This is a genomic window from Campylobacter sputorum subsp. sputorum, assembly GCF_008245005.1.
In the GTDB taxonomy this organism is placed as follows: Bacteria; Campylobacterota; Campylobacteria; order Campylobacterales; family Campylobacteraceae; genus Campylobacter_F; species Campylobacter_F sputorum.
This window is the reverse complement of sequence record NZ_CP043427.1, coordinates 296,224-320,873: the sequence shown is the minus strand read 5'-3', so window position 1 is coordinate 320,873 and position 24,650 is coordinate 296,224. Positions and strand designations below refer to the sequence as shown.

General features: G+C 29.4%; 25 protein-coding genes and 1 pseudogene. 12 read left to right on the top strand and 14 right to left on the bottom strand.

What is annotated here, in order from left to right:
• Positions 1-192: 192 nt before the first annotated feature.
• Positions 193-2,472 carry a hypothetical protein gene (locus CSPT_RS01610; RefSeq protein WP_089182002.1) on the bottom strand — a complete coding sequence of 760 codons (2,280 nt, stop codon included), beginning with the start codon at positions 2,470-2,472 and terminating at the stop codon, positions 193-195.
• Positions 2,473-2,597: 125 nt separating this feature from the next.
• Between CSPT_RS01610 and CSPT_RS01605 the strand changes: the two genes are divergently transcribed.
• On the top strand, positions 2,598-3,044 hold the full coding sequence (locus CSPT_RS01605; RefSeq protein ID WP_089182001.1) for an SEL1-like repeat protein: 447 nt from the start codon (positions 2,598-2,600) through the stop codon (positions 3,042-3,044).
• Between the two features lie 260 nt (positions 3,045-3,304).
• On the opposite strand, the gene CSPT_RS01600 is transcribed toward CSPT_RS01605, so the two are convergent.
• Both CSPT_RS01600 and CSPT_RS09320 read right to left on the bottom strand, forming a co-directional pair.
• Complete coding sequence (locus CSPT_RS01600; RefSeq protein ID WP_089181999.1) at positions 3,305-3,487, bottom strand: hypothetical protein; 183 nt, start codon at positions 3,485-3,487, stop codon at positions 3,305-3,307.
• Entirely contained in the window at positions 3,484-3,606 is a 123-nt protein-coding gene (locus CSPT_RS09320) for a hypothetical protein (RefSeq protein WP_255410844.1), read from the bottom strand. The genes CSPT_RS01600 and CSPT_RS09320 overlap by 4 nt, the downstream gene beginning before the upstream one ends.
• Positions 3,607-3,849: 243 nt before the next feature.
• On the opposite strand from CSPT_RS09320, the gene CSPT_RS01595 reads away from it, so the two are divergent.
• The 8 genes from CSPT_RS01595 (at position 3,850) to CSPT_RS01560 (ending at position 11,638) form a co-directional block, all read left to right on the top strand.
• Positions 3,850-4,494 (top strand): XRE family transcriptional regulator, encoded by a 645-nt coding sequence (locus tag CSPT_RS01595; RefSeq protein ID WP_161492066.1) that lies wholly within the window; start codon positions 3,850-3,852, stop codon positions 4,492-4,494.
• Positions 4,495-4,614: 120 nt separating this feature from the next.
• Complete coding sequence (locus CSPT_RS01590; protein WP_089181997.1) at positions 4,615-6,900, top strand: ATP-binding protein; 2,286 nt, start codon at positions 4,615-4,617, stop codon at positions 6,898-6,900.
• A 9-nt stretch (positions 6,901-6,909) separates the two neighbouring features.
• On the top strand, positions 6,910-7,527 hold the full coding sequence (gene plsY / locus CSPT_RS01585; RefSeq protein ID WP_033916862.1) for a glycerol-3-phosphate 1-O-acyltransferase PlsY: 618 nt from the start codon (positions 6,910-6,912) through the stop codon (positions 7,525-7,527).
• Entirely contained in the window at positions 7,524-7,838 is a 315-nt protein-coding gene (locus tag CSPT_RS01580; protein ID WP_089181996.1) for a dihydroneopterin aldolase, read from the top strand. The genes plsY and CSPT_RS01580 overlap by 4 nt, the downstream gene beginning before the upstream one ends.
• 74 nt (positions 7,839-7,912) lie before the next feature.
• The gene (gene hsrA, locus CSPT_RS01575; RefSeq protein ID WP_033916864.1) at positions 7,913-8,584 is read left to right on the top strand and encodes a homeostatic response regulator transcription factor HsrA; all 672 of its coding nucleotides are present in this window, start codon (positions 7,913-7,915) and stop codon (positions 8,582-8,584) included.
• Between the two features lie 62 nt (positions 8,585-8,646).
• Complete coding sequence (locus CSPT_RS01570) at positions 8,647-9,873, top strand: sensor histidine kinase (RefSeq protein WP_089183286.1); 1,227 nt, start codon at positions 8,647-8,649, stop codon at positions 9,871-9,873.
• Positions 9,874-9,938: 65 nt separating this feature from the next.
• Complete coding sequence (locus CSPT_RS01565; protein ID WP_089181995.1) at positions 9,939-10,187, top strand: YfhL family 4Fe-4S dicluster ferredoxin; 249 nt, start codon at positions 9,939-9,941, stop codon at positions 10,185-10,187.
• The gene (locus CSPT_RS01560; protein ID WP_089181994.1) at positions 10,187-11,638 is read left to right on the top strand and encodes a Ppx/GppA phosphatase family protein; all 1,452 of its coding nucleotides are present in this window, start codon (positions 10,187-10,189) and stop codon (positions 11,636-11,638) included. The genes CSPT_RS01565 and CSPT_RS01560 overlap by 1 nt, the downstream gene beginning before the upstream one ends.
• On the opposite strand, the gene CSPT_RS01555 is transcribed toward CSPT_RS01560, so the two are convergent.
• The 5 genes from CSPT_RS01555 to trpB all read right to left on the bottom strand — a co-directional run bounded on the left by CSPT_RS01555 (position 11,635) and on the right by trpB (position 15,202).
• Positions 11,635-12,474 carry a hypothetical protein gene (locus CSPT_RS01555; RefSeq protein ID WP_089181993.1) on the bottom strand — a complete coding sequence of 280 codons (840 nt, stop codon included), beginning with the start codon at positions 12,472-12,474 and terminating at the stop codon, positions 11,635-11,637. The genes CSPT_RS01560 and CSPT_RS01555 overlap by 4 nt on opposite strands.
• Positions 12,474-12,797, bottom strand: a complete 324-nt coding sequence (gene fliN / locus CSPT_RS01550; protein WP_089181992.1) for a flagellar motor switch protein FliN — start codon at positions 12,795-12,797, stop codon at positions 12,474-12,476. Before fliN ends, CSPT_RS01555 begins: the two co-directional genes overlap by 1 nt.
• A complete protein-coding gene (locus tag CSPT_RS01545; RefSeq protein ID WP_089181991.1) occupies positions 12,794-13,213 on the bottom strand; it encodes a restriction endonuclease in 420 nt (139 codons plus the stop codon). Before CSPT_RS01545 ends, fliN begins: the two co-directional genes overlap by 4 nt.
• Before the next feature lie 65 nt (positions 13,214-13,278).
• Positions 13,279-14,028, bottom strand: coding sequence for a tryptophan synthase subunit alpha (gene trpA / locus CSPT_RS01540; protein WP_089181990.1), 750 nt, complete (start codon positions 14,026-14,028; stop codon positions 13,279-13,281).
• Positions 14,021-15,202 carry a tryptophan synthase subunit beta gene (trpB, locus tag CSPT_RS01535; protein ID WP_089181989.1) on the bottom strand — a complete coding sequence of 394 codons (1,182 nt, stop codon included), beginning with the start codon at positions 15,200-15,202 and terminating at the stop codon, positions 14,021-14,023. Before trpB ends, trpA begins: the two co-directional genes overlap by 8 nt.
• 152 nt (positions 15,203-15,354) lie before the next feature.
• On the opposite strand from trpB, the gene CSPT_RS01530 reads away from it, so the two are divergent.
• Positions 15,355-15,702, top strand: coding sequence for a hypothetical protein (locus CSPT_RS01530; RefSeq protein WP_089181988.1), 348 nt, complete (start codon positions 15,355-15,357; stop codon positions 15,700-15,702).
• A 42-nt stretch (positions 15,703-15,744) separates the two neighbouring features.
• Here the strand turns inward: CSPT_RS01530 and CSPT_RS01525 are convergent, their stop codons facing one another.
• From CSPT_RS01525 to CSPT_RS01515, 3 genes are read right to left on the bottom strand one after another with little or no spacing between them, the layout of a single operon-like run.
• Complete coding sequence (locus CSPT_RS01525; protein ID WP_089183285.1) at positions 15,745-16,350, bottom strand: phosphoribosylanthranilate isomerase; 606 nt, start codon at positions 16,348-16,350, stop codon at positions 15,745-15,747.
• On the bottom strand, positions 16,337-17,938 hold the full coding sequence (gene trpD / locus CSPT_RS01520) for an anthranilate phosphoribosyltransferase (protein ID WP_089183284.1): 1,602 nt from the start codon (positions 17,936-17,938) through the stop codon (positions 16,337-16,339). The genes CSPT_RS01525 and trpD overlap by 14 nt, the downstream gene beginning before the upstream one ends.
• Complete coding sequence (locus CSPT_RS01515; protein WP_089181987.1) at positions 17,935-19,182, bottom strand: anthranilate synthase component I family protein; 1,248 nt, start codon at positions 19,180-19,182, stop codon at positions 17,935-17,937. The genes trpD and CSPT_RS01515 overlap by 4 nt, the downstream gene beginning before the upstream one ends.
• 118 nt (positions 19,183-19,300) lie before the next feature.
• Between CSPT_RS01515 and CSPT_RS01510 the strand changes: the two genes are divergently transcribed.
• On the top strand, positions 19,301-20,038 hold the full coding sequence (locus CSPT_RS01510) for a sulfite exporter TauE/SafE family protein (RefSeq protein WP_089181986.1): 738 nt from the start codon (positions 19,301-19,303) through the stop codon (positions 20,036-20,038).
• Between the two features lie 2 nt (positions 20,039-20,040).
• On the opposite strand, the gene CSPT_RS01505 is transcribed toward CSPT_RS01510, so the two are convergent.
• Genes CSPT_RS01505 through CSPT_RS01495 form a run of 3 tightly spaced genes read right to left on the bottom strand, consistent with a single transcriptional unit; the run spans position 20,041 to position 21,678 of the window.
• Complete coding sequence (locus CSPT_RS01505; protein WP_161492067.1) at positions 20,041-20,604, bottom strand: cytidylate kinase-like family protein; 564 nt, start codon at positions 20,602-20,604, stop codon at positions 20,041-20,043.
• A 16-nt stretch (positions 20,605-20,620) separates the two neighbouring features.
• Positions 20,621-21,313: an LrgB family protein gene (locus CSPT_RS01500; protein WP_089181984.1), complete on the bottom strand. Its 693-nt coding sequence runs from the start codon at positions 21,311-21,313 to the stop codon at positions 20,621-20,623.
• Positions 21,310-21,678, bottom strand: a complete 369-nt coding sequence (locus tag CSPT_RS01495; protein WP_089181983.1) for a CidA/LrgA family protein — start codon at positions 21,676-21,678, stop codon at positions 21,310-21,312. The genes CSPT_RS01500 and CSPT_RS01495 overlap by 4 nt, the downstream gene beginning before the upstream one ends.
• A gap of 125 nt (positions 21,679-21,803) precedes the next feature.
• Here CSPT_RS01495 and uvrA point away from each other — a divergent pair.
• Positions 21,804-24,614, top strand: a pseudogene (uvrA, locus tag CSPT_RS01490) (excinuclease ABC subunit UvrA); the annotation flags it as partial.
• Positions 24,615-24,650: the final 36 nt, after the last annotated feature.

Here is a 24,650-nt window from a genome sequence, read left to right as displayed (position 1 = left end):
TTATCCTTACAAAAACATTCATAAAATATCTTTTAAATTTGAATTATCTTTTTATGTTTTTGTTACAATCTTTTTTATGCTTGTAAAGCAGCTAATAAGTTAAATTTCTTAGGTGTTATTTAAAACTTTTAGATTTTAACTAATCTTTTAAAGCTATATTTAAAAACTCTTTTTTGTATTGTTTAAACACTTTCATACTCTAACATCAACTTTTCTATAAAACATATCCTTTGGGTGAATTGTTTTGTTTGTAGTATTATTTAAATTTAAAGATAAGTTATTTAAATTTGAGCTGTTGTTATCTAAATTTAGCCCATTGTTGTTTATGCTATTATTTATATTGTTATTTGAATTTAACTTATTGTGATTGTTTAAATTTGAATTTAAATTGTTATTGTTATTTAAATTATTTTTGAAATTTAGATTATTGTTTAAATTTAAACTATTTGAGTTGTTATCATTTAAATTTAAATTACTATTATTGTTATTTGAGTTTTTATTTAAACTGTTGCTGTTATTATTTAAACCACTACTATCATTTAAAAATCTATCTATATAAGTTATATTATAAAGCTCTTTTGTGGTTATAAATGTATTATCCTGTAAGTAGAGTATAAATTTATTATTTGATAGTTTTTTAATGCTTTTTACTCCTAAGTCTTTTAGAGTTTGGTATCTGTTATTTTCTGTTTTTATACCTATGCTATCTGATTTAGTGCTTACTAATAAATTTAACTCATCTTCATTCATATTTTTAGCTTTTAAATTTACACTTACTTGTTTATCTTTATCACCTAAAAGTTTGCCTGTATCACTATATAGTTCATTTACAACTATTTGTCTGCCGCTATTAAATTTAAGTGTTATAGAACCATTTTTATTTAGTTTCATAGCAACAACACTATCTGTGTCTTTTAGAGCATTAGCTGTTTTAGCTTTGTTTATATCAAAAGCTTGTTTTACTTTATTTAAATTTTCTAAACTAAAATCTAGCCCAGTTGCTTCTTTGAATTCATTTTCCATAGCTATAAGATAAGGAGATTTTATATCTTTTAATTTATCTATATAAATATCAGCATCTTTTACATCATAATCTTTTAGATTTTTACTTAGCCACTCTATATTTTTATTATGAGAGTTTAGCTCTTTATAGTAATCATCATAAAACTTCATAAAGTTTTGTTTTTGATAGTTTGTATATGAGAAGTCTTTATCTAGTTTTTTATCACTAAATATAGGATTAAACTCACTAAGGCTTAATTCGCCATTTAAATCTTTTTTCATATAAGCAAAGTTATGAAAAGCTGAGTTTTTATTAAAAATAGCATTATGATTATTTGTTAAATCAACCCAACCATCTTCATTAGCATACATCTCAAAGAATTTGTTTAGCTCTTTTTCTTCAATCATCTCATATCTATATTCTGCTTTAAATTTGGTATATGGGTTTGAAGCATTATATGATAGTCTATAATCAAGCTTTGATTTGTCTATTTTTTGATGTGGATATTTTGAGTTATGCTCATCTATATATTTATCATTATAATTGATTATATCATTATTTATAAAATCTCTTAAATTTATACTTGGCATAACATCACTAAGCTTAGCTATCTTTTCATTGCCATTTATATCATATCCTCTTACTTTTAGTTTATTAAATAATTTATCATTTGCATCAACAATTCCATCACCATTTGAATCAAAGTTAAAAAGCAGAGAATTTGATGAGAATGTTCCAAATCCCAGTTTATCATTATCATCAAACTCATCATAAAATATAGTTACTTCACCATAAGGTGTTTTTAAAAGATTAGAGTTTGCATATGAGTTTAGGTTTAGGGGTTTGGTGTCAAAGATTACTAGTGAGTCTATTATCCCATCATAGTTTATATTTTCAAAGTATGAGTTTTTACAAATACAAAAACTATTTTTCATGGTAGAAAAATCAGGTTTTTTAATATCTCGATCAGACATATCGTAAAACCTATCTGTTGCAAAGTAACCTACCATACCATAGCTTGCAATTGCGTCATAAGTTCTTCTAAAGCTACTATTATACTCCAACCCATGACCAAATGTTTCTATGTTATGTATGGGTTTAAGTGCATCATAATGAATGGCAATGGTATCATACTCATTTGTAAATCTATTATACGCAACATAAGTTCTGTTTTCTTCTGCTTCATCAAATTTGAAATCTTGCATATGATAATAATCGTATTTTTTAAAACTTGGTTTATAATCCGAAATAGTAGCATTTATAGATGATAATATATAAGTTTTAGCGGAGTTTTCTAAATTTTTTTGAGTTATTTCATACTTTGTGTATTCTTCATACTTTGTATCTATATCTATGGTGCGTGGATTTTGCTCTACCTGTTTTTGAGATTGTAATCTCTGCACATTATCAAATTTCAAATTGTCATTATAGACGACTATATCACCACTACTAAGCGAGCTTATGTTCATTATAAATCCTTTTATGATGTTAGAAGTATTATCGGCTAAAGTAGGGATTTATAAACTAAATTTATAAATTTTTTATAGATATATTATTAAAATACATAATTTACTTAAATTTAAAAGGAAATATTATGTTGAAAAAATTATTTTTATTTATACTATTTTTTTGTTTTTCTTTTGGAGAAGAGCTTGAAGAATATATTTCAAAATGCAACAATGGCGATGCAAAAGCTTGCCTTGAGGCTGGTGTTTTTTATGATAGCAAAGAAAAAGATATCATAAAAAGAAGAGAATTGCAAAAACCACTATTTCAAAAAGGTTGCGATCTCGGAAATGGTATGTCTTGCCTTAACTTGCATTCTATTTACGTTTTTGAAAATAAATTTATAGAGGCATTACAATACTTAAAAACAGGTTGTGAAAACCTAAATCATCCAACAAGTTGTCAGCAATTAGGTTTGGCGTATAAAATGGGAGACTATGGTTTAAATAAAGATATAAAAAAAGCAAAATTTTATTATAAAAAAGCTTGTAAATTGGGCTTACAGCTTAGTTGTAACTACGCAAAAGAGCTTTAAACTCTTTTGCATTTTAACTAAAATCCATTAAAAGCTAACTCGATATTACCTTTCTCTCGATTTAAAATTTGCTTCATAAAATTATATGCTAAAACATTTTTTCTAATAGTTTCTCTTTCGTCTATAAGATTTTTTTCTGATATAAGAATGGATTCTAAAGTAGCTTTTAAATCGCCATTAAAAATAACAATAATCAAACTAGATATGAAATCATATTTGCTTATTAAATCCTCTGCTATCGTTTTGAATAAATTAGCAAATTAAACTATTCTATTTGTTTTAATTATTTCATTGCCCATATTTTCAACTATATCAATAATCTCTTGGGTCACATCTTGATATGTGTATCTGCTTACATCATATCCAAGCTCTTCTCTTGTATAAAATGCCTTTAAAAAAGTATAAGCCATTGCTTGTTTTTGTTCAAAAGTTAAGTTATTCATTTTCTATCCTTTAAATTTGTTTGATTTATGGTATTTGTGTTTCTATCGCCAACACTTACTAAAGCACTGCAACCAATGATTACAAATGCAACTACAAATATAAAAAAGATCTTTTTCATATTTTTCTCCTTTAATATTTATAAAACTTTAACCATAAACACACTATAATCAAACACTCTTACATATTTGAGGTTGGTGTGTTTAGAAATATTTTTCATACTTTACATATCATCCTCCTTAAATTTATTAAATATTACGCATATTAATACACATAAACTTTACTTTTAGCAAAACTTATGGTAAGATACAAGAAATATTTGTGTAATTATATGAAAATATTTTCATTATGTCAAGGGTTAAATATGGAATTATGTAAAAAACTTCGTATATGTAGAAAAGATGCGGGACTTAGCCAAGAAGATGCATCAAGACAGCTAAATATCAGCACCAGAACATTACAAAACTATGAGTATGGAACACAGGTTCCAAATTTAGACATACTTAAAAATATAGCTAAGCTCTATAATGTAAGTATGGAGTATTTTTTAAAAGATGAGGAGTTAACTCAAAAAAATAACTACGATGAAGATACTATTTATATACCTTATTTTACAAATGCGAAAGTTTCTGCAGGTTTTGGCGAGATACAAAATGATAATTCCAATGATTGCGAGTTTTTACCTTTTCAAAAACAAAATTTAAGAGATATGTTTAAAATTTATAATGTAGATAAATTATACGCAATTTCTTGCATAGGCAACTCTATGATGCCAACTATAAACGAAGGAGAGAAAATCATTTTTCAAAATGATGGAAGTTTTATAGAAGGTGCGATATATGTTATAAGAAAAGAAAATGAATTATTTGTAAAGCGTATAAGCAAATCCCCATTAATGCTTATTAGCGACAATGCTCAATATGAGCCTATAAAGATAAAAAATTTAGAAGAGATTGAAATTTTAGGAAGAGTAATAGGAAGTTATGATATAAGAGTTAAGAATTTCTAATCACATTTTTAGGTTTTTATTTATAAATTTTGCTTATTTAAAAACTATAAAATTATATTTTTAATTTATTTTATAAATTTCACTTGATATAATAATTCAAAATATTTTAGGGAATTTATTATGAAAAATTTGCAAGAAAATTTAAAACTTTTTTATATTGGACTAAAAGATGGTGAGCCATATTTGTATAAAAATAAAGACTTAACAACTCACGCTACGATTATAGGTATGACAGGAAGTGGAAAAACTGGTCTTGGAATCACGCTTTTAGAAGAAGCTTGCATTGATAATATCCCAACTTTTATCATAGATCCAAAAGGCGATCTTACAAATTTATGCCTTGCATTTTCTGATATGAAAAAAGAAGATTTCTTGCCATATATGGATGAAAATGAGGCTCAAAACGCATCTCTTAGTGTTGATGAACTAGCTACAAAAACCGCAAAAGAGTGGAAAGAAGGCATAGAAAATAGCTTTCAAAGTTTAGATAGAGTTAAACTTTTTAAAGAAAGTGCAGAGTTTAAAATTTACACACCAAAAAGTTCTGATGGTATCTCCATATCATTACTTAATGATTTTAATGCACCAAATTTAAGCGATGAAGAAAACTTAAATGAATACATAACATCTCTTACATCATCGCTTTTATCGCTACTTGGAATAGATACAAATGATATCAGCTCAAGAGAATATGTCCTTATATCAAACATTTTTTTAAACGAATTTAAAGATAAAAAAGATATCAGCCTTGTAAATTTGATAGAATTCATAGCAAATCCGCCATTTCAAAAAATTGGAGTTTTTGGTGTAGATACATTTTTCCCAGCAAATGATAGGCTAAAACTTGCTATGAAATTAAACTCACTTATAGCAAGTCCGTCATTTTCGCAGTGGAGAGTTGGAGAAAAACTAGATATAAAAAATATGTTTTTTAACAAAGATGGCAAAGCAAGGTGCAATATATTTTCCATATCGCATTTAAGCGATAGCGAAAGAATGTTTTTTGTTACACTTTTTTTAAACGAAATGATAGCTTGGATGAGAACAAGCGAGGGCACAAGCTCGCTTAGGGCTATTTTGTATATGGATGAGATTTTTGGATTTTTCCCGCCAACTTCAAATCCACCATCTAAAACGCCTATGCTTACACTTTTAAAACAAGCCCGTGCATTTGGGCTTGGAGTTGTTTTATCTACGCAAAACCCTGTAGATTTGGATTATAAAGGTCTTTCAAATATCGGAACATGGTTTATAGGAAGACTTCAAACAGCCCAGGATAAACAAAAAGTTATATCAGGACTTAGTGGAATTAGTGGTAGCAATTTAGACAAAACCGAGCTAGAAAATTTGCTTTCAAATTTACCAAAAAGAAATTTTTTAGTAAAAAATATAAACGCAAATGGACTTGATGTGATAAACACAAGATGGGCTTTAAGTTATCTTAAAGGACCGCTTAGCAAAGAACAAATTTCAAATTTAATGCAAAATTATAAAACGCAGATAAACGAACATAAAAAAATAGATTTTAGCTCATCAAAACCGCTTTTATCTTCGGATATAACGCAAAAATACAGCTATGGAGAGGATTTAAATTTAGAACCTTATTTGCTGGCAAATGCAAAAATAAGATTTTTTGATAGTAAAAAAAATATCGACATTATCAAAGATACACAAATGTTGCTTTTTTTAGATGGAGAAAATTCCATAAACTGGGACGATGCTTCGCAAAATTTACAACTTGCTTTACAAAACGAATCAAAAGAAAATTCAAAGTATTCATCTTTGCCATCTTTTATATCAAGCTTAAAAAACTTCATTTCACAAGAAAAAGATTTTAAAGAATATCTTTATAGAAACATAAAACTTTACCTCTATTCGGCTCTTGATATAACTTCAATTCCAAATGAGAGCAAAGAGGAATTTATGATAAGATTACAAGATAAATGTAATGAAATTTTAGAAAAAACTACAGATGAGATAACTGCTAAATTTGAAAAAGAGAAAAACAAAATAGAAGACAAATTATCAAAAGCTATGATAAAACTTGAAAAAGAGAAAAATGATCTAAAATCAGAAGGCATAAATGCTGTAATAAACATAGGAACTTCGATATTAGGAGCTATTTTTGGCGGCAAAATTGCATCTAGGACAAATATGGGAAAAGTTGCAACGGGTGCAAGAAATGCTGGGCGTGTATTAAATCAAAAAAAAGATGTAGAGTATGCAAGCCAAAGTATAGAAAGTATAAACGAAGAGCTTAATGCGATTGTTACAAATTTTGAAAATGAGATAAATGAATTAAAAAATAGATATAATATCAAAAATATACAAATACAAGAAATTGCATTAAGCCCTAAAAAAAGCGATATTTTTGATGAAAAAATTACATTAGTATGGAAAAGTTAAAGGATAAAAATGAATGAAAATTTAGTTGCGTATTTAGTTGCGTATCTCATAGGTGCGATACCTTTTGGACTTATTTTATGTAAAAAATTTACAAATATAGATATAAGAAAAGAAGGTAGCCATAGCATAGGTGCTACAAATGTTTTAAGGGTTTTAAAAGAACACGGCTCTAAAGAAGCCAAAAAAGCAGCCATTTTAGTCGTGGTTTTTGATGCTTTAAAAGGAATAATCCCTATACTTATAGGAAAATATATTTTTGATTTACACATAACTACACTATGGAGCATGGGAGTATTTGCAGTTCTTGGACACTGCTTTTCACCATATCTTAAATTTGAAGGTGGAAAAGGTATAGCAACTGGAGCTGGAGTGTTCGCGTGTTTTTTACCACTTGAATTAATCGGTGCGTTAGTTGTTTGGTTTTTTGTAGGAAAAGTGCTAAAAATATCATCTCTTGCCAGTCTTTGTGCACTTCTAGCAATGGTTCTTCTATCGTTTATCTTTCATTATGATATGCCAGGAATTAATACTCACGCACCAATACTTATAATCGCATTTATCGTTACTTATAAGCACATTCCAAACATAAAAAGACTTTTAAGCAAAACAGAGAGTAAAGTTATATGAAAACTATCATAAAAGATTTTGAATTTAAAACAATTATCGGATGTTTGGAATTTGAAAGAGAGCACAAGCAAATCATTACTTTAGATATAGAATATCAAAGTGACGATATTATTGATTATAGGTTAGTTATGCAAGAAATTGAGCTAATTTATAAAAATGGTAAATTTGAATTTGTAGAAGAGTCTATAAAAGTAACTTTTGAAAAACTTAAATTAAAATTTCCAAATTTAATATCTGTTAAGATTAGGGTTATCAAGCCTCAAGCCCTTAAAAACTGCAAAGTAGGTGCTATGGATGAAATAGTTTATTGATTTTGTGCTATCTTGAATTTTTTCTTAATATTTGATACAATTCCTTAAAATATTATGAAAGAGAGATAAAAATTATGAGAATCTTAATAGTAGAAGATGAGTTGACACTAAATAAAACCATAGTGGAAGGTCTACAAGAATTCGGATATCAAACAGATAGTTGTGAAAATTTCAAAGATGCTGAATATTTTATAGGCATAAGAAATTATGATTTAGTTTTAACAGATTTAATGCTTCCAGATGGAGACGGGATCGATTTAATCGATATCATAAAACAAAAATCAGCAAGAACATCCGTGATAGTTTTATCTGCAAAAGATAACAAAGAAACAGAGATAAAAGCTCTAAAAATAGGTGCGGATGATTTTATAAAAAAACCATTTGATTTTGATATATTAGTTGCCAGAATAGAAGCAAGATTACGCTTTGGTGGCACAAATACAATCAAAATAGATGAACTAACAATAGACCCAGATGAAGAAAAAATCATATATAAAGGGCAAGAAATAGAACTAAAAGGAAAACCTTTTGAGGTTTTAACACACCTTGCAAGACATAGCGATCAAATCGTTTCAAAAGAGCAACTTTTAGATGCAATTTGGGAAGAACCGGAACTTGTAACGCCAAATGTTATTGAAGTTGCAATAAATCAAATCAGACAAAAAATGGACAAACCTCTTAACATATCTACAATAGAAACAGTTAGAAGACGTGGATATAGATTTTGTTTTCCAAAAAAAGCTTAAGAAGTAAATTTATACTACAGTTGGTGCTAGCATCAACTGTTTTAATAACCATAATATCGGTTATGCTTTACCATTATATAAAAATTACTATATTTGAAACAGTTGTTCAAAATATCATACAAGAAGCAAATTCACTTAAAAATTTATCAAAAGAAGATCTACAAAAAGCAGATTTAAATAATGGTTATTTAAAAGATCATACAACTCAAATAAAAATAGTTGATTTAAACTCATCTGTGCAAAAACCATTTTTTAAAAATGTTTTAAGAGAAGATACGAATTATCTTACTTTGGTATTTCCAGACAAACAAAGAAATTTTACCATACTTATAAGAAAAGAAACAACGCAATATAACCAAATAATAAAACAAGTTTTATTTGACATTATAGTTGTAAATGCGACATCTATATTGTTAGTTCTTTTTTATGCACTATTTCTTTCAAGAATGCTACTTTTCCCTATTAAAACCTTATCATATAAATTAAGTAGCTTAAATGAAGGCTATTTGAAAGAATTTGATCCAAAAGATGTTCCGCAAGAATTTATTCCGTTAATTGGTGGCATAAATCATTTGATATCTAGGATTCAAACTTTTTTGCAATACCAAAAAGAACTTTTTATCGGCGTTGCACATGAATTAAAGACTCCACTTGCTGTTATGAAAACTAAAAATGAAGTAACTTTAATAAAACAAAGAGATAGCGAAAAATATATAGAAGCCCTAAAAAACAATAATGAAGCCATAAATAAAATGAATTCTATGATAAATTCTGTCCTAGAAATCGGCAGACAAGAAGGTGCTCAATTCGAAGAACCTAAAAAAATAGACATAATATCTTATATAAATGAACTAACAAATAGTTTTAGAATTTTATCACATTTAGAAAATATAAAAATATCCACGGATCTAAAACCAGATAAACTTGAGATTATGATACAACAAACTCTATTTTTACATATAATTCAAAATTTTGTTCAAAATGCTATTAAATTTTCACCGCCACAATCCACAATTATGATTAAATCATATATAACAAAAGATAACAAATTTACAGTTGAAGTTATAGATGAGGGTTGTGGCATAGATGAAAACAAAGATTTATTTGCACCATTTGTTAGAAGTGGAAATAAAACCGGAGCCGGGCTCGGACTTTTTTTGGCACTAAATGCAGCTCAAGCAATAGGAGCTAGTATAGGAATAAAAAATAAAGAAACAAAAGATGGAGCAATTTCTTATCTATTATTACCATTATCAATAAAATTTAAACAAAAATCTCGCAATAAATAGAATTTTAGCTTCTTTTAAAAAGAATTATTGTATAAACTCACTAAAAAATTTATTAAAGGTAAAAAATGGCATTAATGATAACAAATGATTGTATAAGTTGCGATGCATGTAGGGAAGAGTGTCCTGATGACGCTATTTTTGAAGATAGTCCTATTTATATCATAGATCCTGATAGGTGTAGTGAATGTATTGGGGATTATGCAGAACCTGCTTGCATAGTTGTATGCCCAACAGATTGCATTATACTTGATCCTGACAATATAGAAACAGCAGAGGAACTTAGACTAAAACACGAACAATCAAGTGAAGTGTAATGGCAAAAAAAACCGCCGTTATTGACCTTGGTTCTAATTCTATGAGAATGGCCATATTTGCTAGGACTAGTAGATATGGCTTTTATATATTAAATGAAAGTAAAGTAAGAGCAAGACTTGGCGAAAATGCATACGAAAATGGCGGTTATATACAGCCAAATGCAATGCAAAAAGTTTTAAATGGTTTTGATTACTTTAAAAAAATAGCCAAAGAGTATGGATGCAATAAATTTTATTGTGTAGGAACATCTGCTTTAAGAGACGCACCAAATGCTAATGAATTTATATCAATTGTAAAAAGAAAATTTGGTTTAAATTTAAAATGCATAGACGGCAAAACGGAGGCAAGGCTTGGAGGAATTGCATCTAGCAATCTACTTCATGATATTACAGAAGCAACAACTATAGATATAGGAGGTGGTTCAACAGAGCTTGCACTCATACAAAATTCAAAAGTAGTTGATACAATATCGCTAAATTTAGGCACAGTTAGATTAAAAGAGCTATTTTTTGATAAAAAAGATTTAGATGGTGCAAAAAAATTTATAGATACATTATTATCACAAATACCGCCAAATTTTAAAAATCAAAATTTAATAGCAATTGGGGGCAGCCTTAGAGCAGTTTCAAATTCTATAATGCAAAAAAAGAATTATCCTTTAAAAATAGTGCATAATTTTTTATATGATTTTGATGAATACAAAGATTATATATCAGATATTTGCAACTCTCATGTCACAGAGTTAAAAAACTATGCCATCAAACAAGAAAGACTTGATACGATCAGGGAGGGGGTTATGATATTTTTAAAAATAGCTAATTACCTTGAAGTTAAAAATATCTGCACAAGCGGAGTTGGCGTAAGAGAAGGTATATTTTTAAATAGTATTTTAGGAAAATTTAGTAAATTTCCTGCAAATTTTAATCCAAGCTTAAAATCCTTGCAAGATAGATTTTTACATACTAATAATTCAACTATTTGTAAATATTGCAAGGAAATATTCATAGCTTTAAAACCCATTCACAAGATAGATGATAAATATCTTTTTGAACTTATAACAGCAGCAAAAATTCATAATATCGGGGAGTATTTGGGATTTTATTCACAGCATTTGCATAGTAGTTATTTTGTATTAAATTCTTTAAATTATGGCTATACTCATGCACAAAAAAGCCTTATATCACTTATAATAAAAAATCACGGAAAAAAAGAGATTGATAAAAATGAATTATTATTGTTTAGTGATTTATTGCCAGATAGTAAAACTATATTATGGCTTAGCTTTATACTAGCTTTTGCAAAAATACTTGCGCCGTTTGTAAAAAAACAACTAGTTTTTACGCTATCAAATCAAACTTTGCATATAGAAAATTTAGACAACATAAATATCCAAAAAGAACAGATTAAAAAACTACCAAAACCTGCAACTTTTGCTATATCTTTTGATTAATTAAGACTCGCTTTTTGTTTATAATCACTAAGTGAGTTTTGTCTCTCTTCTAAAAATTTACCCAGTCTTTGTCTGTTTTCCTCAAAAAATACTTCAAAATCATCGCTTGTTTGTATATTATCAGCTCCAAATTTATCTAAAACCACATTCGAGCTTCCAACCAAAATAAGATATTTTCTATTTTCATGTTTTAATAACATAATTTGATTTTGTTTATCTAATGGACGCTGAAAAATGATATCTATACTATTTTTATTATCATTTTTTATAAATTTTTGCAATGGATTTTTTATATCTCTAACACCATAAGATATGTTTTTGTTAGATGTGATATATCTTTTTATAAAAAATAGTATTATTATCAAAATAACTAAAAATACCATTACTATTATATATTTTGTATCAAGCATTGAATCTTCATTTGCAAATTGTATTGCATTATTTATATTGTTTTGAGTTGCGGTAGCTGTATTTGTAGTAGTATTTCCGCTTAAAACCCTAACTCTTAGACCATATCTATCTTTAGTCATAGCAGCTTCAATGCTTATTGGTTTATCTGCCCATAAAACCAAGTTAGTAGAGTTTTGAGAGCCTTCTATAGACATAGTTTGTAAAATCATAGAATCAAGTGTTCTATCTATATTTTGCGAAAAACTTACCCCATTTAATGTAAGTATGTTTATACCGTTTTCTAATTTTTGAACTATTTTTCCCTCATACGGGGCATCAAAGCTAAGCATCAAATCAACTCTTTGATCTCGCTCATAAATATTATAAGTAAGAAGATTTACGCCAAATAGCGGCAAAGATAAAAATATAATTAATAAATATCTCATTATAACTCTTTTTTAAAATACTGAACTACAGATTTTGAGTCCAAAATTTCATTAATTCTAATTGCTAAGTTTTTCTCATAAACCATAACTTCGCCTTTGCCAACGATTCTGTTATTTATATATAACTCCACACTCTCGCCAGCTGGCTTTTCAAGATCAATCACAGAGCCATTTTCAAGCTTCATAAACTCTTTTACACTAAGTGTTGTAGTGCCAAGCTCTGCTGTAAAATACACACTAATATCTAAAAGCTCACTATAATCAGAAAAAAGCCCCTCACTTATAGCTTCACTTGCAACATTCAAAGTGCTATCTTCACTCATACTTTTTTATATCCGATTTGAAATGTTCTATTGTTCATTTTAAAAATAATCTTTTCATTTAATCTTACGCCAAAGTTTTTTGTCATACCCAAATACTCAGGAGTGCCTAGTTTATACTCATCCTTGCCTCTATCTACTAGTAAATTTTTAGCATAACCTATTATCTGATTTGCGACTTCTTTACATATATCACATAGATCGTCTTCTGGCAATTTATCGTTGTTTAACAAGGCTTTACCAAAACTATTTAATGTTTCTTTTTTAAAATATAGATAAAAACTATATTCTACACCATTTTTAAAAATAGGTATTGATGCACCATAATAATCTTTCCCCAAAGTTTTACCTTTTTGAAGTTCATAACCCAATATATCAACACAAAAATGTTTCACAGAATACTCAATAGCACTAAGCATGTTTTTATCCTTTTTAAGCTAGTTTTATACAATTATACTTTAAAAAGCGTAAAATGTTTATAAATTTAATCCTCAAATATTTTTGAAATTTCTTTCATAGCATCTTTAACACTACAATTTTCTGTAAGTTTTACTATACTTGTCCCAACTATAGCACCATCGGCATATGTTTTAGTAAGTCTTACATCTTCATTACTCCTTATTCCAAAACCAACCGCAACTGGTAAATTTGTAGATTTTTTTATATCTGAAACCATATTTTTAAGACGCTCTATAGGGGTTTGTTTGCCACCTGTTACGCCTATTGAACCAACTGCGTATATAAAGCCGCTTGATCTTTTTAAAAGTTTATTTAGCCTATGTTCCGATGTTACGCTTATCAATGGAATCAAAGAAATTCCTAAATTTTTGCATTTTTCATACAACTCTTCATTTTCCTCGCAAGGTAAATCAGGCACTATAAGCCCACTTATACCACATTCTTTGGTATCTTTTAAAAATTTATCAACACCATAAGAAAATATAAGTCCATAATAAACCAAAAAAACCAAGCATTTATCGGTTTTACAATGCTTTAACATATCAAAAACTTTTTTTGTATCAACTCCATTTTGCACAGCATTAAAACTAGCATTAAATATAACTTTTCCATCTGCTAATGGATCAGAGTATGGAATGCCTATCTCAAGCATATCAAGAGAACTTTCATCAAGTGAATTTATAAACTCTTTTGTGTATTCTAAATTTGGATAACCAGCAACGATATATCCGATATTTGCTTTTTTATTTTCAAAGGCTTTTGATATCTTATCCATAAATAGTTCCTTTTTTGTAATTCATTATAGTATTTACATCTTTATCGCCTCTACCGGAGACATTTACAACGATAGTTGATTTTTTAGTAAGTGTAGGACAAAGTTTTTCTAAATAAGCCAAAGCATGGGCACTTTCTATAGCTGGTATTATGCCCTCTAGCTTAGATGATATTTTTATAGCCTCTATACACTCATCATCGCTAATAGCTTCATATTTTGCTCTTTTTATGCTATTTAGATATGAATGCTCTGGTCCAATTCCAGGATAATCAAGACCAGCAGATATGCTATGAACTGGTAAATTTCTTCCAAATTCATCTTGCAAAACCATAGTTTTCATTCCATGTATTATCCCAACTCTTCCATTCGTCATAGTTGCGGCATGATAAGGAGTATTTGCACCAAGTCCTCCTGCTTCAACGCCTATTAAATTTACATTTTTATCATCTATAAAAGCCGTAAAAATACCCATAGCGTTACTTCCGCCACCAACACAAGCTATTACATAATCTGCTTGTATATTTTTTTCTTTTAGTTGAATTTTGGTTTCATCGCCGATAATTCTTTGAAAATCCTTAACTATCATAGGATATGGATATGGACCTACAACAGAACCAATTACATAAAAAACATTCTCTATCTCATTTACCCAAGCTTGAATGGCAGCCGTTGTGGCCTCTTTTAGTGTTTTTAAGCCATCTTTTATCTCTACAACATCAGCCCCCAAAAGGTGCATTCTAAATTTATTTAATTCCTGTCTTTTTGCATCAACTTCACCCATATAAACATCACATTTTAGTCCAAGAAGTGCCGCAGCTGTAGCTGTAGCAACGCCGTGTTGTCCGGCACCAGTTTCAGCAATTACTTTTTTCTTCCCCATTTTTTTAGCAAGTAGTGTTTGACCCAAAGCGTTATTGATTTTATGAGCACCAGTGTGATTTAAGTCTTCTCTTTTAAGATAAATTTCATGACCATAATGCTCACTTAATCTTTTTGCATGATAAAGCGGAGTTGGGCGACCAACATATTCTTTTAAGAGATAATCCAACTCTTCTTTGAACTCTTTACTTTTTGCAATGCTCTCATAAGCCTCTTCTAACTCTTCAAGTGCAAACATAGCAGTTTCTGGTATAAACTGCCCGCCAAAATCACCAAAATACGATTTTTTATCCATGCTAAGCCTTGTGTGTGTAAAATTAGTTTATTATAATCAAATTTGCGTTAAATTTGGCTTTTTTAAACTTATTAATTTATTTTTAGTTTAATATTATTTACAAAAAATATATATAATTATTTCAACTTATTTAAAAATCAAGGAGTTTAGTTATGTTAAGAAATGTACTTTTAGCAACTGGTCTTGCTGCTTTACTTGCTGGTTGTAGTGCAACAAACAAATCCGAGCCTACTGGCGATCCAGTAGTTATTGCTGATAATGTCCAAGTAAGTGTTTTTGTTGATAAAAACGGAGGAGTATATACAGTAAATACTACAGATAATTATGAAACTGCCAAATTTACAGACGCAGCCGGCAAAATTTTCACACTTGAAAGACAACCATCTGCAAATGGTATAAGACTAGTAGATGGCGATACAGAAGTATTTTTTACAGATGTCGATGCTTTTATAACAGTTAATGGAAAAGAAATTCCAGTTACTAAAAAAAATAAATTTTAGCCCAAAAATGGGCTAAAATTTTGTATTTAGATATTTTTAAAATTATTTTATTTCCATTAGATTGCTTAATGTTAAAGATATTTTTTTAGCCGATTTTATGCCATTTTCATCTTCAACCATACTATTTATATCTATAACTTCTGGCTTATATGAGCTTGCAAGTGAGATATTATAAGCACCTATGCCACCTGCTAAGCCAAATTTGGTTTTTAAATTTTTTAAAATACTCCAATCAAAACTAATTCCATTTCCACCAATATTTTTACCTTTGCAATCAAAAAGAGGCATATCATAAAAATCATTTTCTAAATTTGGAAGTTCATTACTAACGCTAAAAACTTTCCAAATTTCTATATTTTCTAAGTGTAAGTTTTTATATAAATTTGGCGAAATTTCGCCATAAATTTGAACTACATCTAAATTTGCTTTTTTAGAAATTTCTAAAATTTCATCTTCGCTAATATCAGCAAAAACACCAACTATTTTTATTTTGTTTTTATGGACTAAATTTGAAATTTCCATAGCAAGATCTAAGCCAACTTTTCTCTTACTTTTAGCAAATATAACGCCGATATAAGATATATCAAAGCTTAAAACAACTCTGGCTTCATCAACGCTTTTTATACCACAAATTTTAATTTTTTGCATTTTTATAGTTTTGATAAAACTCCCAAACTTTGCCATCTTTTATAGCTTTTAAGATAATTTCTTTTGCATCCATTGGCGTTTTAACCTTACCAGCACAATACATCCCAAACATAGCATTTAAGACAACTATATCAAATTTAGCGCCACTTATCTCGCCTTTTAAGGTTGCTTCTAAAATTTTACCATTTTCTTCGCCAGTTCCGCCCTCAACATCTTTATGAAACGCTCTATTAAAACCGAATTGTTCCGGTGTGATCTTATACTCTATGATTTTATCATCTTTTACTTCGTGGATTAAAGTTTCATCGCAAATTGTAATCTCATCCATTCCATCCATTCCATGAACTACAAGAGCGTGTTTTCTGCCTAAATTCATAAGAGTTTTTGCCATAAGTTCATTAACCTCTTCAAGATAATTTCCTGCTATTTGATAACGAAGTGATAAATTTGGATTTAAAAGAGGTCCTAGCATATTAAAAACGGTTCCGATTTTAAGCCTATCTCTTACTTCTTTAACCTCAGCTGTGATTTTATGAAAAAGCGGTGCGTGAAAAAATGCCAAACCTTTTTGCTCTAAAAGTTTTCTATTTTCTTCTATACTTCCACTCATTGGTATATTAAGAGCACTAAGGGCATCGCTACTTCCGCTTTTACTTGTAACTGCTCTATTTCCGTGTTTTGAAACTTTTACCCCAAGAGCTGCAAGTATAAAAGCCGTAGTTGTAGAGATATTTATAGTTTTTAGTCTATCACCACCAGTTCCAACGATATCAAAAAATTCCCCATCATCACTATAAGTAAGTGAGTATTTTAATATATTTTTTACTAACGCTGCAAGACTATCTGCATAAAGGCTTTTTTCGCTTATAAGTACAAGCAATCCTGCAAGCTGGACAATGTCATAATCTTTATCATTCAATGCTTTACAAATAACCTCATAATCAGAGCTATCAAGCGGATAGCCTTTTTGAAGTTTTGTCATATATGGTGCGAAATTTGTCATATTTTCTCCTTTTAAATTTTTGTCATATTTTATAAAATTTTCTATGATTTTTTTGCCATACTCACTAAAATAACTCTCTGGATGAAACTGAACTCCAAAAATAGGCTTTGTTTTGTGTCTAAAAGCCATTATTACATTATCATCCAAACTTTTTGCTAAAATTTCAAAATCTTTTGGAATCTTACTAACATACAAAGAGTGATATCTCATAACGCTAAATTCATCGCTTAGACCATCAAATATCACACCTTTTTGATAAACTTTTATCTTTGATGTTTTTCCATGAATTGGTTTTTTAAGCTTAGAAATTTCTCCACCAAAAACAAGACCTATCGCTTGGTGACCAAGACAAACGCCCAAAATAGGTATATTTAAATTTGATTTTAAAATTTCTAAACAAATTCCACTATCTTTTGGATGCTTTGGTCCAGGGCTTAAAATGATATGAGTTGGATTTAGATTTTTTATCTCATCAAGCGTTATTTTATCATTTCTAACACACATCACATCATCGCTACTCATCTGTTTTATATACTGATATATATTATAAACAAAACTATCGTAATTATCAATTATAAGTATCATTTTTCTTCCTTGCATAACTCTTTTATAGCTTTCAAACACGAGTTTCTTTTGTTGCAAATTTCAGCATATTCATTTTCTTCAATGCTATCATAAACTATGCCAGCACCTGCTCCTATGTAAGCAATGCCATCTACAAAAATCGCACTTCTTATCAAAATTGCCATTTGGACATTTTCATTAAAATGCCAAAAACCTATGCCGCCACCATAAATTTTTCTCTGCTTTAACTCTAACTCATCAATGATTTGCATAGCCCTTATCTTTGGGCTTCCACTAAGAGTTCCGGCTGGAAAAATGCTTTTAAAAATATCAAAATTATCACTATTTTTGTCTTTTTTGCCCCAAACTTCACTAATTATATGCATTACACTTTCGTAAAACACAACTTCCATAGGTTTTGCAACTCTGACAGATGCTGGTTTTGAGTGCTTCCCAACATCATTTCTAGCTAAATCTATCAGCATTTTATGCTCTGCTAATTCTTTTTCATCGCATAGTAAATCGCTCTTTAAAACCATATCTTTTTCGTAGTTTTCGCCTCTTTTTCTTGTTCCTGCAATTGGAGCTACAAAAATATTATCATCTTTTATCTCAAAAACGAGCTCCGGACTGCTTCCGACCACATCGCCATAAATTGTAGGAAAATGAAACATATACGGGCTTTTGTTGTTTGCTTTTAGTTTTTTATAAAATTCCAAGCTTGATAAATCTGTTTTTACTTTTAAAATTTCTCCTAAAACAACTTGAAAAACATCGCCATTTTCTATATAAGTTTTTGCTTTTTTTACCATATCAAAAAAATGTTTTTTTTCACTATCATAATCTGTTAAAATTTTAAATTTATATTTGTTTTTTACAATTTTTTCTTCTACATTTAAAAGCAAATTTTCTAGGTTTAAATCACCATAAAATGTATAAATTTTACTCATTTTATCGTAGTGAATGTATGAATTTGCATTTGCATAATAAAAATTTGGAAATTCATAGTAACTATCTTTTTTATCGCCAATGCTTTCTATAGTTTTTACTATATCATAACTCATTACACCAAAAAGTCCAGCAAAAGGAGCGATTTTATTTGATTTACAAGAGTTAAAAATATCTCGCAATTCATCTACATTTTCGCCACTTACATAAGAGCAATTAACGCCTATGATAACTTGCAAATTATCTTCTGCTAAAAAGCTATTTTTATAAATTTTTAAAATTTCTTCATAATATATCAAAGGTTCTAATAAAAGCATATAACTCCAAGTTTATACAAAAAAATGAATTATTTAGTAAAGCAATTTTACCATCTCTTAACAAAAATATCGATAAAATAAAAAGAATAAAAATTTAAAATAAAGTTGTGTTGACACGATGGAAATCATTCTTTTAATCATTTTTGGTGTGTTTGCTGGTTTTTGTGGCGGATTTTTTGGCATAGGTGGGGGAACTATTGTAGTTCCACTTGTTATGAGCATGGGATATGACATAAAAACAGCTGTTGGAATTTCAATACTTCAAATGCTTTTTAGTTCAACTTTTGGCTCTTATGTTAATTACAAAAAAGGCAAACTCAAAGTTGATGAAGGAATTTTCGTAGGACTTGGTGGCTTTGTAGGAGCTGGATTTAGTGGTTTTATAGTCTCAGCAGTTAGTTCAAAAGTCCTTGAAGTTGGCTTACTTTTAGCACTTCTTATAGCTATTTTAAAATTTTTTAAATCAAATTTAAACTATAGCCCAAAAAATCCATCAAATTTTATACTTTTTATAATAGGCTTTTGCATAGGAGCATTTGCGATAAGTATGGGCATTGGCGGGGCACTTTTCTTAACGCCTATTTTGGTTGGATTTTTTGGCGTTGATATCAAAAAAGCAGTTTCTATGGGGTTATTTTTTGTTATTTTTAGTGCAGTAAGTGGATTTATCTCTCTTGCCATAAATGGACATGTAAATTATATAGCTGGAACACTTTTAGGGCTTGGTAGTCTTGTAGGGGTATATTTTGGAACTACAACAAGCCACAAAATAGAGAAATCTACTCAAAAAATGTGGCTTTTAGTCCTTTATGTTTCTATGTTTTTATTAACTCTTAAAGAGGTTTTATTTGGATAAATTTATAAATTTTTTATAGCATTTATTATAAATTTTATCGTTTTTTCTATACCAAATTTAGATGTATCTATGCATAAATCATAATAAATACTATCTCCCCATTTTTCATTTGTATAGTAGTTGTGAAATGACTCTCTATTTGTGTCTTCTAGCTCCATATATTCTAGTGCATTTTGTTTATTTAAATTTTCTTGCTGCATAATCCTTTTAGTCTTAAACTCGGCACTAGCGTGTAAAAATACAGACAAAAAATCACTATTTTGCCTTAAAAAATAATTAGCACATCTACCAACAATGATATAATCCCCATCTTTTGTAAGCTCGTTGTAAATTTTTCTTATATTATCTTTTTTTTCTAGAGCAACTTCATTTTTTACAATTGCTTGCAAAAGCGAATTTACCGGTTTTTCCTTATAAAGTCTATTCATCTCTTCAAAATAACCGAAATCTTTGGCTTTTTGAAGTAATTTTTCTTTATTTAGATATGTAAAATTTAACTCATTTGAAAGCTTATAAGCTATCTCTCTACCGCCACTTCCCGTTTGTCTTCCTATAGATATTATCACTATTTATCCTTTAATCTTAAAAAAATCTAGCAAATATAGACGCACCTACAACTGTTAAAAGCCCACTTACTGCAATCGACAAAGATGCCATCGCACCTTCTATGTCGCCATACTCTATAGCTTTGGCAGTTCCCATAACATGAGATGCACAACCAAGCGAAATGCCTTTTGCTATTTTATTTTTTATTTTAAAAATTTTAAATAAACTATCTGCTATAACACTACCAAAAATACCTGTTATTAATATAACACCAACAGTTATAGTAACTACACCGCCTAATTGATGAGATATACCTATGCCAATTGGCGTTGTTACAGATTTTGGTAGCATTGTTACATACATTTGATAATCTAACCCTAAAAGTATGCTTAATGCAAAAATACTTAATAATCCAAAAAATACACCGCTTACAAGCCCAATTAATATTGCAACATAGTTATGTTTTAATAATTCAAGTTGCTCATAAAGTGGAACTGCAAGACAAATGGTAGCCGGAGTTAGAAAAAAGCTGATATGCTTCGCACTTGCGTTAAATTTCTCATAAGGCATATCAAAAAGATACAAACATAATATACACAAAATTATCGCTATTAAAAGTGGATTTAATATAGCAAATTTAAATTTTCTTTTTATCAAAAGACCGATTTGATGTGTAAATAAGCACAAAAATACACCAAAAAACGCAGAATTTAAAAAAACTTCTCTCATAGATTATCTTCTTTATCTTTTTTAGTAACATTGCAGATAATCTGTGTCATAAACGCACTTGCAAGCATAACCACAATAGTGCTAATAAAAGTTATAGCAATAATTGGGAAGAAATTTTTTAAAATTTCATTTTGTGAATTTATAAGTCCAACTCCAGCTGGTATAAAAATTATTGGCATAATTTCGATAAAAAACACCGCACTTTCTCTTATTTGATGAACTTTTATTACCTTAAAATAAAGTGCAAAAAACATAATAACAAGCCCATAAATACTACTTGGTATATTTCCTGGCAAATCATAGCTTAGCATTTCAGCCAAAAAAGATATACCTAAAATAATCATAATTTGTTTTAAATATTTCATCTCTCTCCTTTAAATTTTCGCAAAATTATATATCAATTTCCAATATAAGTTTATAAATTTAAACATATGTTATGCTTTTTTTCATATAATTAAAGATTAATTTTGATTTAAAGCTAGGAAAAAAGATGAATGATATTATAAATGTAATTGGCGCTAAACAACACAATCTAAAAAATATAAATTTAAAAATTCCTAAAAATAAACTTGTAGTTTTTACAGGACTTAGTGGAAGTGGTAAAAGCACACTTGCATTTGATACGCTATATGCTGAGGGTCAAAGAAGGTATTTAGAAAGTTTAAGTTCATATGCAAGACAATTTTTAGACCGCATTGCAAAACCAGATGTAGTTAAAATAGAAGGCTTAACTCCGGCAATAGCAATAGATCAAAAAACAACATCTAAAAATCCTCGCTCAACCGTTGGAACTATAACTGAAATTTATGATTATATGCGTTTATTATATGCAAGAGTTGGCATTCAGCACTGCCATAAATGCGGCAAACCGATATCAAAAATGAGTGCAAGTGATATCATAAATGAAATTTTAAAACTACCATATGGAGCAAAAATTTCCATTATCTCCCCAATAGTTCGTGAAAAAAAAGGAACTTTTGCAGATATTATAGAAAATATGAGAAACAAAGGTTTTGTTAGAGCGATAATTGATGGAGTTACGGTTCGCCTAGATGAAGAGATAGAGCTTAGTAAAACCAAAAAACACTCTATTTCTATTATCATTGATAGAGTTGGAGTAAGCAAAGAAAACTCAGCTAGGATAGCAGACGATGTAGAAAAAGCACTTCATGAGAGTTTTGGTGAAGTTGAGATTGAAATAGCAAACGCAAAAGAGCTTGATATAAAAAATTCCCACATTCATTTTAGTGAGCATATGGCTTGTTTTGATTGTAAAATTTCATTTAAACCACTTGAACCGCTATCTTTTAGTTTTAATTCACCAAAAGGAGCATGCGAAAGTTGTGATGGTCTTGGGATAAAATTTAGCCTAGATTTAACAAAAATTATAAACGAAAATGCAACTATATCGGGCGGAGCTATAAAAATAATGCATGGTTTTTTTAAAAGCTATTATGCTAAATTTTTGCAAGCATTTTGCGAACAAATGGGTATAAAAACAAATGTTCCTTACTGCGAATTAAGCCAAGATGATCAAAAACTTCTACTTTATGGAAGCGTCAAAGATATCAACTTTTTATGGAAAAGGCACAAACTAACGCGTAAATTTGAAGGCGTTGTAAAGATGGCATATGATATTTTAAAAGATCATAAAGATTTAGAAAATTTCATGAGCGAGAAAATTTGCCCTGATTGTAACGGACATAGACTAAAGCCAGAAAGCTTGAGTGTCAAAGTAGCGGGAAAAGGAATTGGCGATATCTTGGATATGAGCATAGAAAAATGTGTAGATTTTTTTAGCGATGAAAAAAATTTTAGTTATCTAAATGAGCAAGAAAAAATGATAGCTATACCTATACTAAACGAAATTAACGCAAGACTTTATTTTCTTAAAAATGTTGGTCTTGGATATCTAAGTTTAGGGCGAGACGCTAGAACAATAAGCGGAGGAGAAGCCCAAAGGATAAGGATAGCTTCTCAAATAGGAAGTGGTTTAAGTGGAGTAATGTATGTCTTAGATGAGCCTAGTATCGGGCTTCACGAAAGAGATACGGCAAAACTCATAGCAACTCTTAGAAGTCTGCAAGAAAAAGGAAACTCGGTTATAGTTGTAGAACATGATAAAAAAACGATAGAAGAAGCGGACTTTGTAGTTGATATAGGACCAGGAGCTGGAATGCATGGAGGAAATGTTGTATTTAGTGGAGATGTGACATCTTTACTAAAATCAGGCACACAAACCGCACAGTATCTAAATGGCGAGAAAAGTATAGATTATTATAAAAACAGAAAACAAGATGACTTCTTAGAAATAAAAAATGTAAATATAAATAATATTTCAAATTTAAGCACCAAATTTCCACTTAGAAATTTAGTAGGAATTACAGGCGTTAGCGGAAGTGGAAAAAGTTCTCTTATACTACAAACTCTTCTTCCTAACGCACTAGAACAACTAAATCACGCTAAGAAAATAAAAAAAATAAAAGGTGTTATCATAAATGGACTTGAAAAACTAGATAAAGTAATTTATCTTGATCAAAGCCCAATTGGCAGAACCCCTAGAAGTAATCCAGCAACATATACAGGCGTAATGGATGAGATAAGAAATCTCTTTGCTTCTACAAAAGAAGCCAAACTTCGAGGATACAAGATAGGTAGATTTAGTTTTAATGTAAAAGGCGGAAGATGTGAAAAATGTGGGGGTGATGGCGAAATAAAAATAGAAATGCACTTTTTACCAGATATTACGGTGGTTTGTGACGCTTGCAATGGCTCTAGATATAATGCTCAAACACTAGAAATTTTATATAAAGGTAAAAACATTTCAGATGTGCTAAATATGAGCGTTGATGAAGCGTTGGAGTTTTTTAAGGCTGTGCCAAAAATAAACTCTATATTGCACACTTTACAAGATGTTGGACTTGGATATATAACTCTTGGGCAAAATGCAACAACATTAAGTGGTGGAGAAGCCCAAAGGATAAAATTAGCAAAAGAATTAAGTAGAAGCGATACGGGAAATACTCTTTATATATTAGACGAACCAACAACTGGACTTCATTTTGCCGATATTGACAAACTTACAAAAGTTTTACAGCATTTAGTTGATCTTGGAAATTCGGTTTTTGTAATAGAACACAATATGGATATCATAAAAAATTGCGATTATCTCATAGATATGGGGCCAGAAGGCGGAAGTGGTGGCGGAAAAGTAATAGCAACTGGCTCTCCAAAAGACTTAGCTAAAAACTACAAAAAGACCCATTCTTATACAGGAGAGTATCTAAGTTACGAGTTAAAGGGCAAAATAATGATAGCAGTTTATCTTTTCATAAGC

Bases quoted from the DNA above. Each gene is read 5' to 3' on its own strand.
- CSPT_RS01610 (WP_089182002.1), bottom strand. From the start codon at position 2,472: ATGAACATAAGCTCGCTTAGTAGTGGTGATATAGTCGTCTATAATGAC.
- CSPT_RS01605 (WP_089182001.1), top strand. From the start codon at position 2,598: ATGTTGAAAAAATTATTTTTATTTATACTATTTTTTTGTTTTTCTTTT.
- CSPT_RS01600 (WP_089181999.1), bottom strand. From the start codon at position 3,487: ATGAATAACTTAACTTTTGAACAAAAACAAGCAATGGCTTATACTTTT.
- CSPT_RS09320 (WP_255410844.1), bottom strand. From the start codon at position 3,606: ATGAAAAAGATCTTTTTTATATTTGTAGTTGCATTTGTAATCATTGGT.
- CSPT_RS01595 (WP_161492066.1), top strand. From the start codon at position 3,850: ATGGAATTATGTAAAAAACTTCGTATATGTAGAAAAGATGCGGGACTT.
- CSPT_RS01590 (WP_089181997.1), top strand. From the start codon at position 4,615: ATGAAAAATTTGCAAGAAAATTTAAAACTTTTTTATATTGGACTAAAA.
- plsY (WP_033916862.1), top strand. From the start codon at position 6,910: ATGAATGAAAATTTAGTTGCGTATTTAGTTGCGTATCTCATAGGTGCG.
- CSPT_RS01580 (WP_089181996.1), top strand. From the start codon at position 7,524: ATGAAAACTATCATAAAAGATTTTGAATTTAAAACAATTATCGGATGT.
- hsrA (WP_033916864.1), top strand. From the start codon at position 7,913: ATGAGAATCTTAATAGTAGAAGATGAGTTGACACTAAATAAAACCATA.
- CSPT_RS01570 (WP_089183286.1), top strand. From the start codon at position 8,647: ATGCTTTACCATTATATAAAAATTACTATATTTGAAACAGTTGTTCAA.
- CSPT_RS01565 (WP_089181995.1), top strand. From the start codon at position 9,939: ATGGCATTAATGATAACAAATGATTGTATAAGTTGCGATGCATGTAGG.
- CSPT_RS01560 (WP_089181994.1), top strand. From the start codon at position 10,187: ATGGCAAAAAAAACCGCCGTTATTGACCTTGGTTCTAATTCTATGAGA.
- CSPT_RS01555 (WP_089181993.1), bottom strand. From the start codon at position 12,474: ATGAGATATTTATTAATTATATTTTTATCTTTGCCGCTATTTGGCGTA.
- fliN (WP_089181992.1), bottom strand. From the start codon at position 12,797: ATGAGTGAAGATAGCACTTTGAATGTTGCAAGTGAAGCTATAAGTGAG.
- CSPT_RS01545 (WP_089181991.1), bottom strand. From the start codon at position 13,213: ATGCTTAGTGCTATTGAGTATTCTGTGAAACATTTTTGTGTTGATATA.
- trpA (WP_089181990.1), bottom strand. From the start codon at position 14,028: ATGGATAAGATATCAAAAGCCTTTGAAAATAAAAAAGCAAATATCGGA.
- trpB (WP_089181989.1), bottom strand. From the start codon at position 15,202: ATGGATAAAAAATCGTATTTTGGTGATTTTGGCGGGCAGTTTATACCA.
- CSPT_RS01530 (WP_089181988.1), top strand. From the start codon at position 15,355: ATGTTAAGAAATGTACTTTTAGCAACTGGTCTTGCTGCTTTACTTGCT.
- CSPT_RS01525 (WP_089183285.1), bottom strand. From the start codon at position 16,350: ATGCAAAAAATTAAAATTTGTGGTATAAAAAGCGTTGATGAAGCCAGA.
- trpD (WP_089183284.1), bottom strand. From the start codon at position 17,938: ATGATACTTATAATTGATAATTACGATAGTTTTGTTTATAATATATAT.
- CSPT_RS01515 (WP_089181987.1), bottom strand. From the start codon at position 19,182: ATGCTTTTATTAGAACCTTTGATATATTATGAAGAAATTTTAAAAATT.
- CSPT_RS01510 (WP_089181986.1), top strand. From the start codon at position 19,301: ATGGAAATCATTCTTTTAATCATTTTTGGTGTGTTTGCTGGTTTTTGT.
- CSPT_RS01500 (WP_089181984.1), bottom strand. From the start codon at position 21,313: ATGAGAGAAGTTTTTTTAAATTCTGCGTTTTTTGGTGTATTTTTGTGC.
- CSPT_RS01495 (WP_089181983.1), bottom strand. From the start codon at position 21,678: ATGAAATATTTAAAACAAATTATGATTATTTTAGGTATATCTTTTTTG.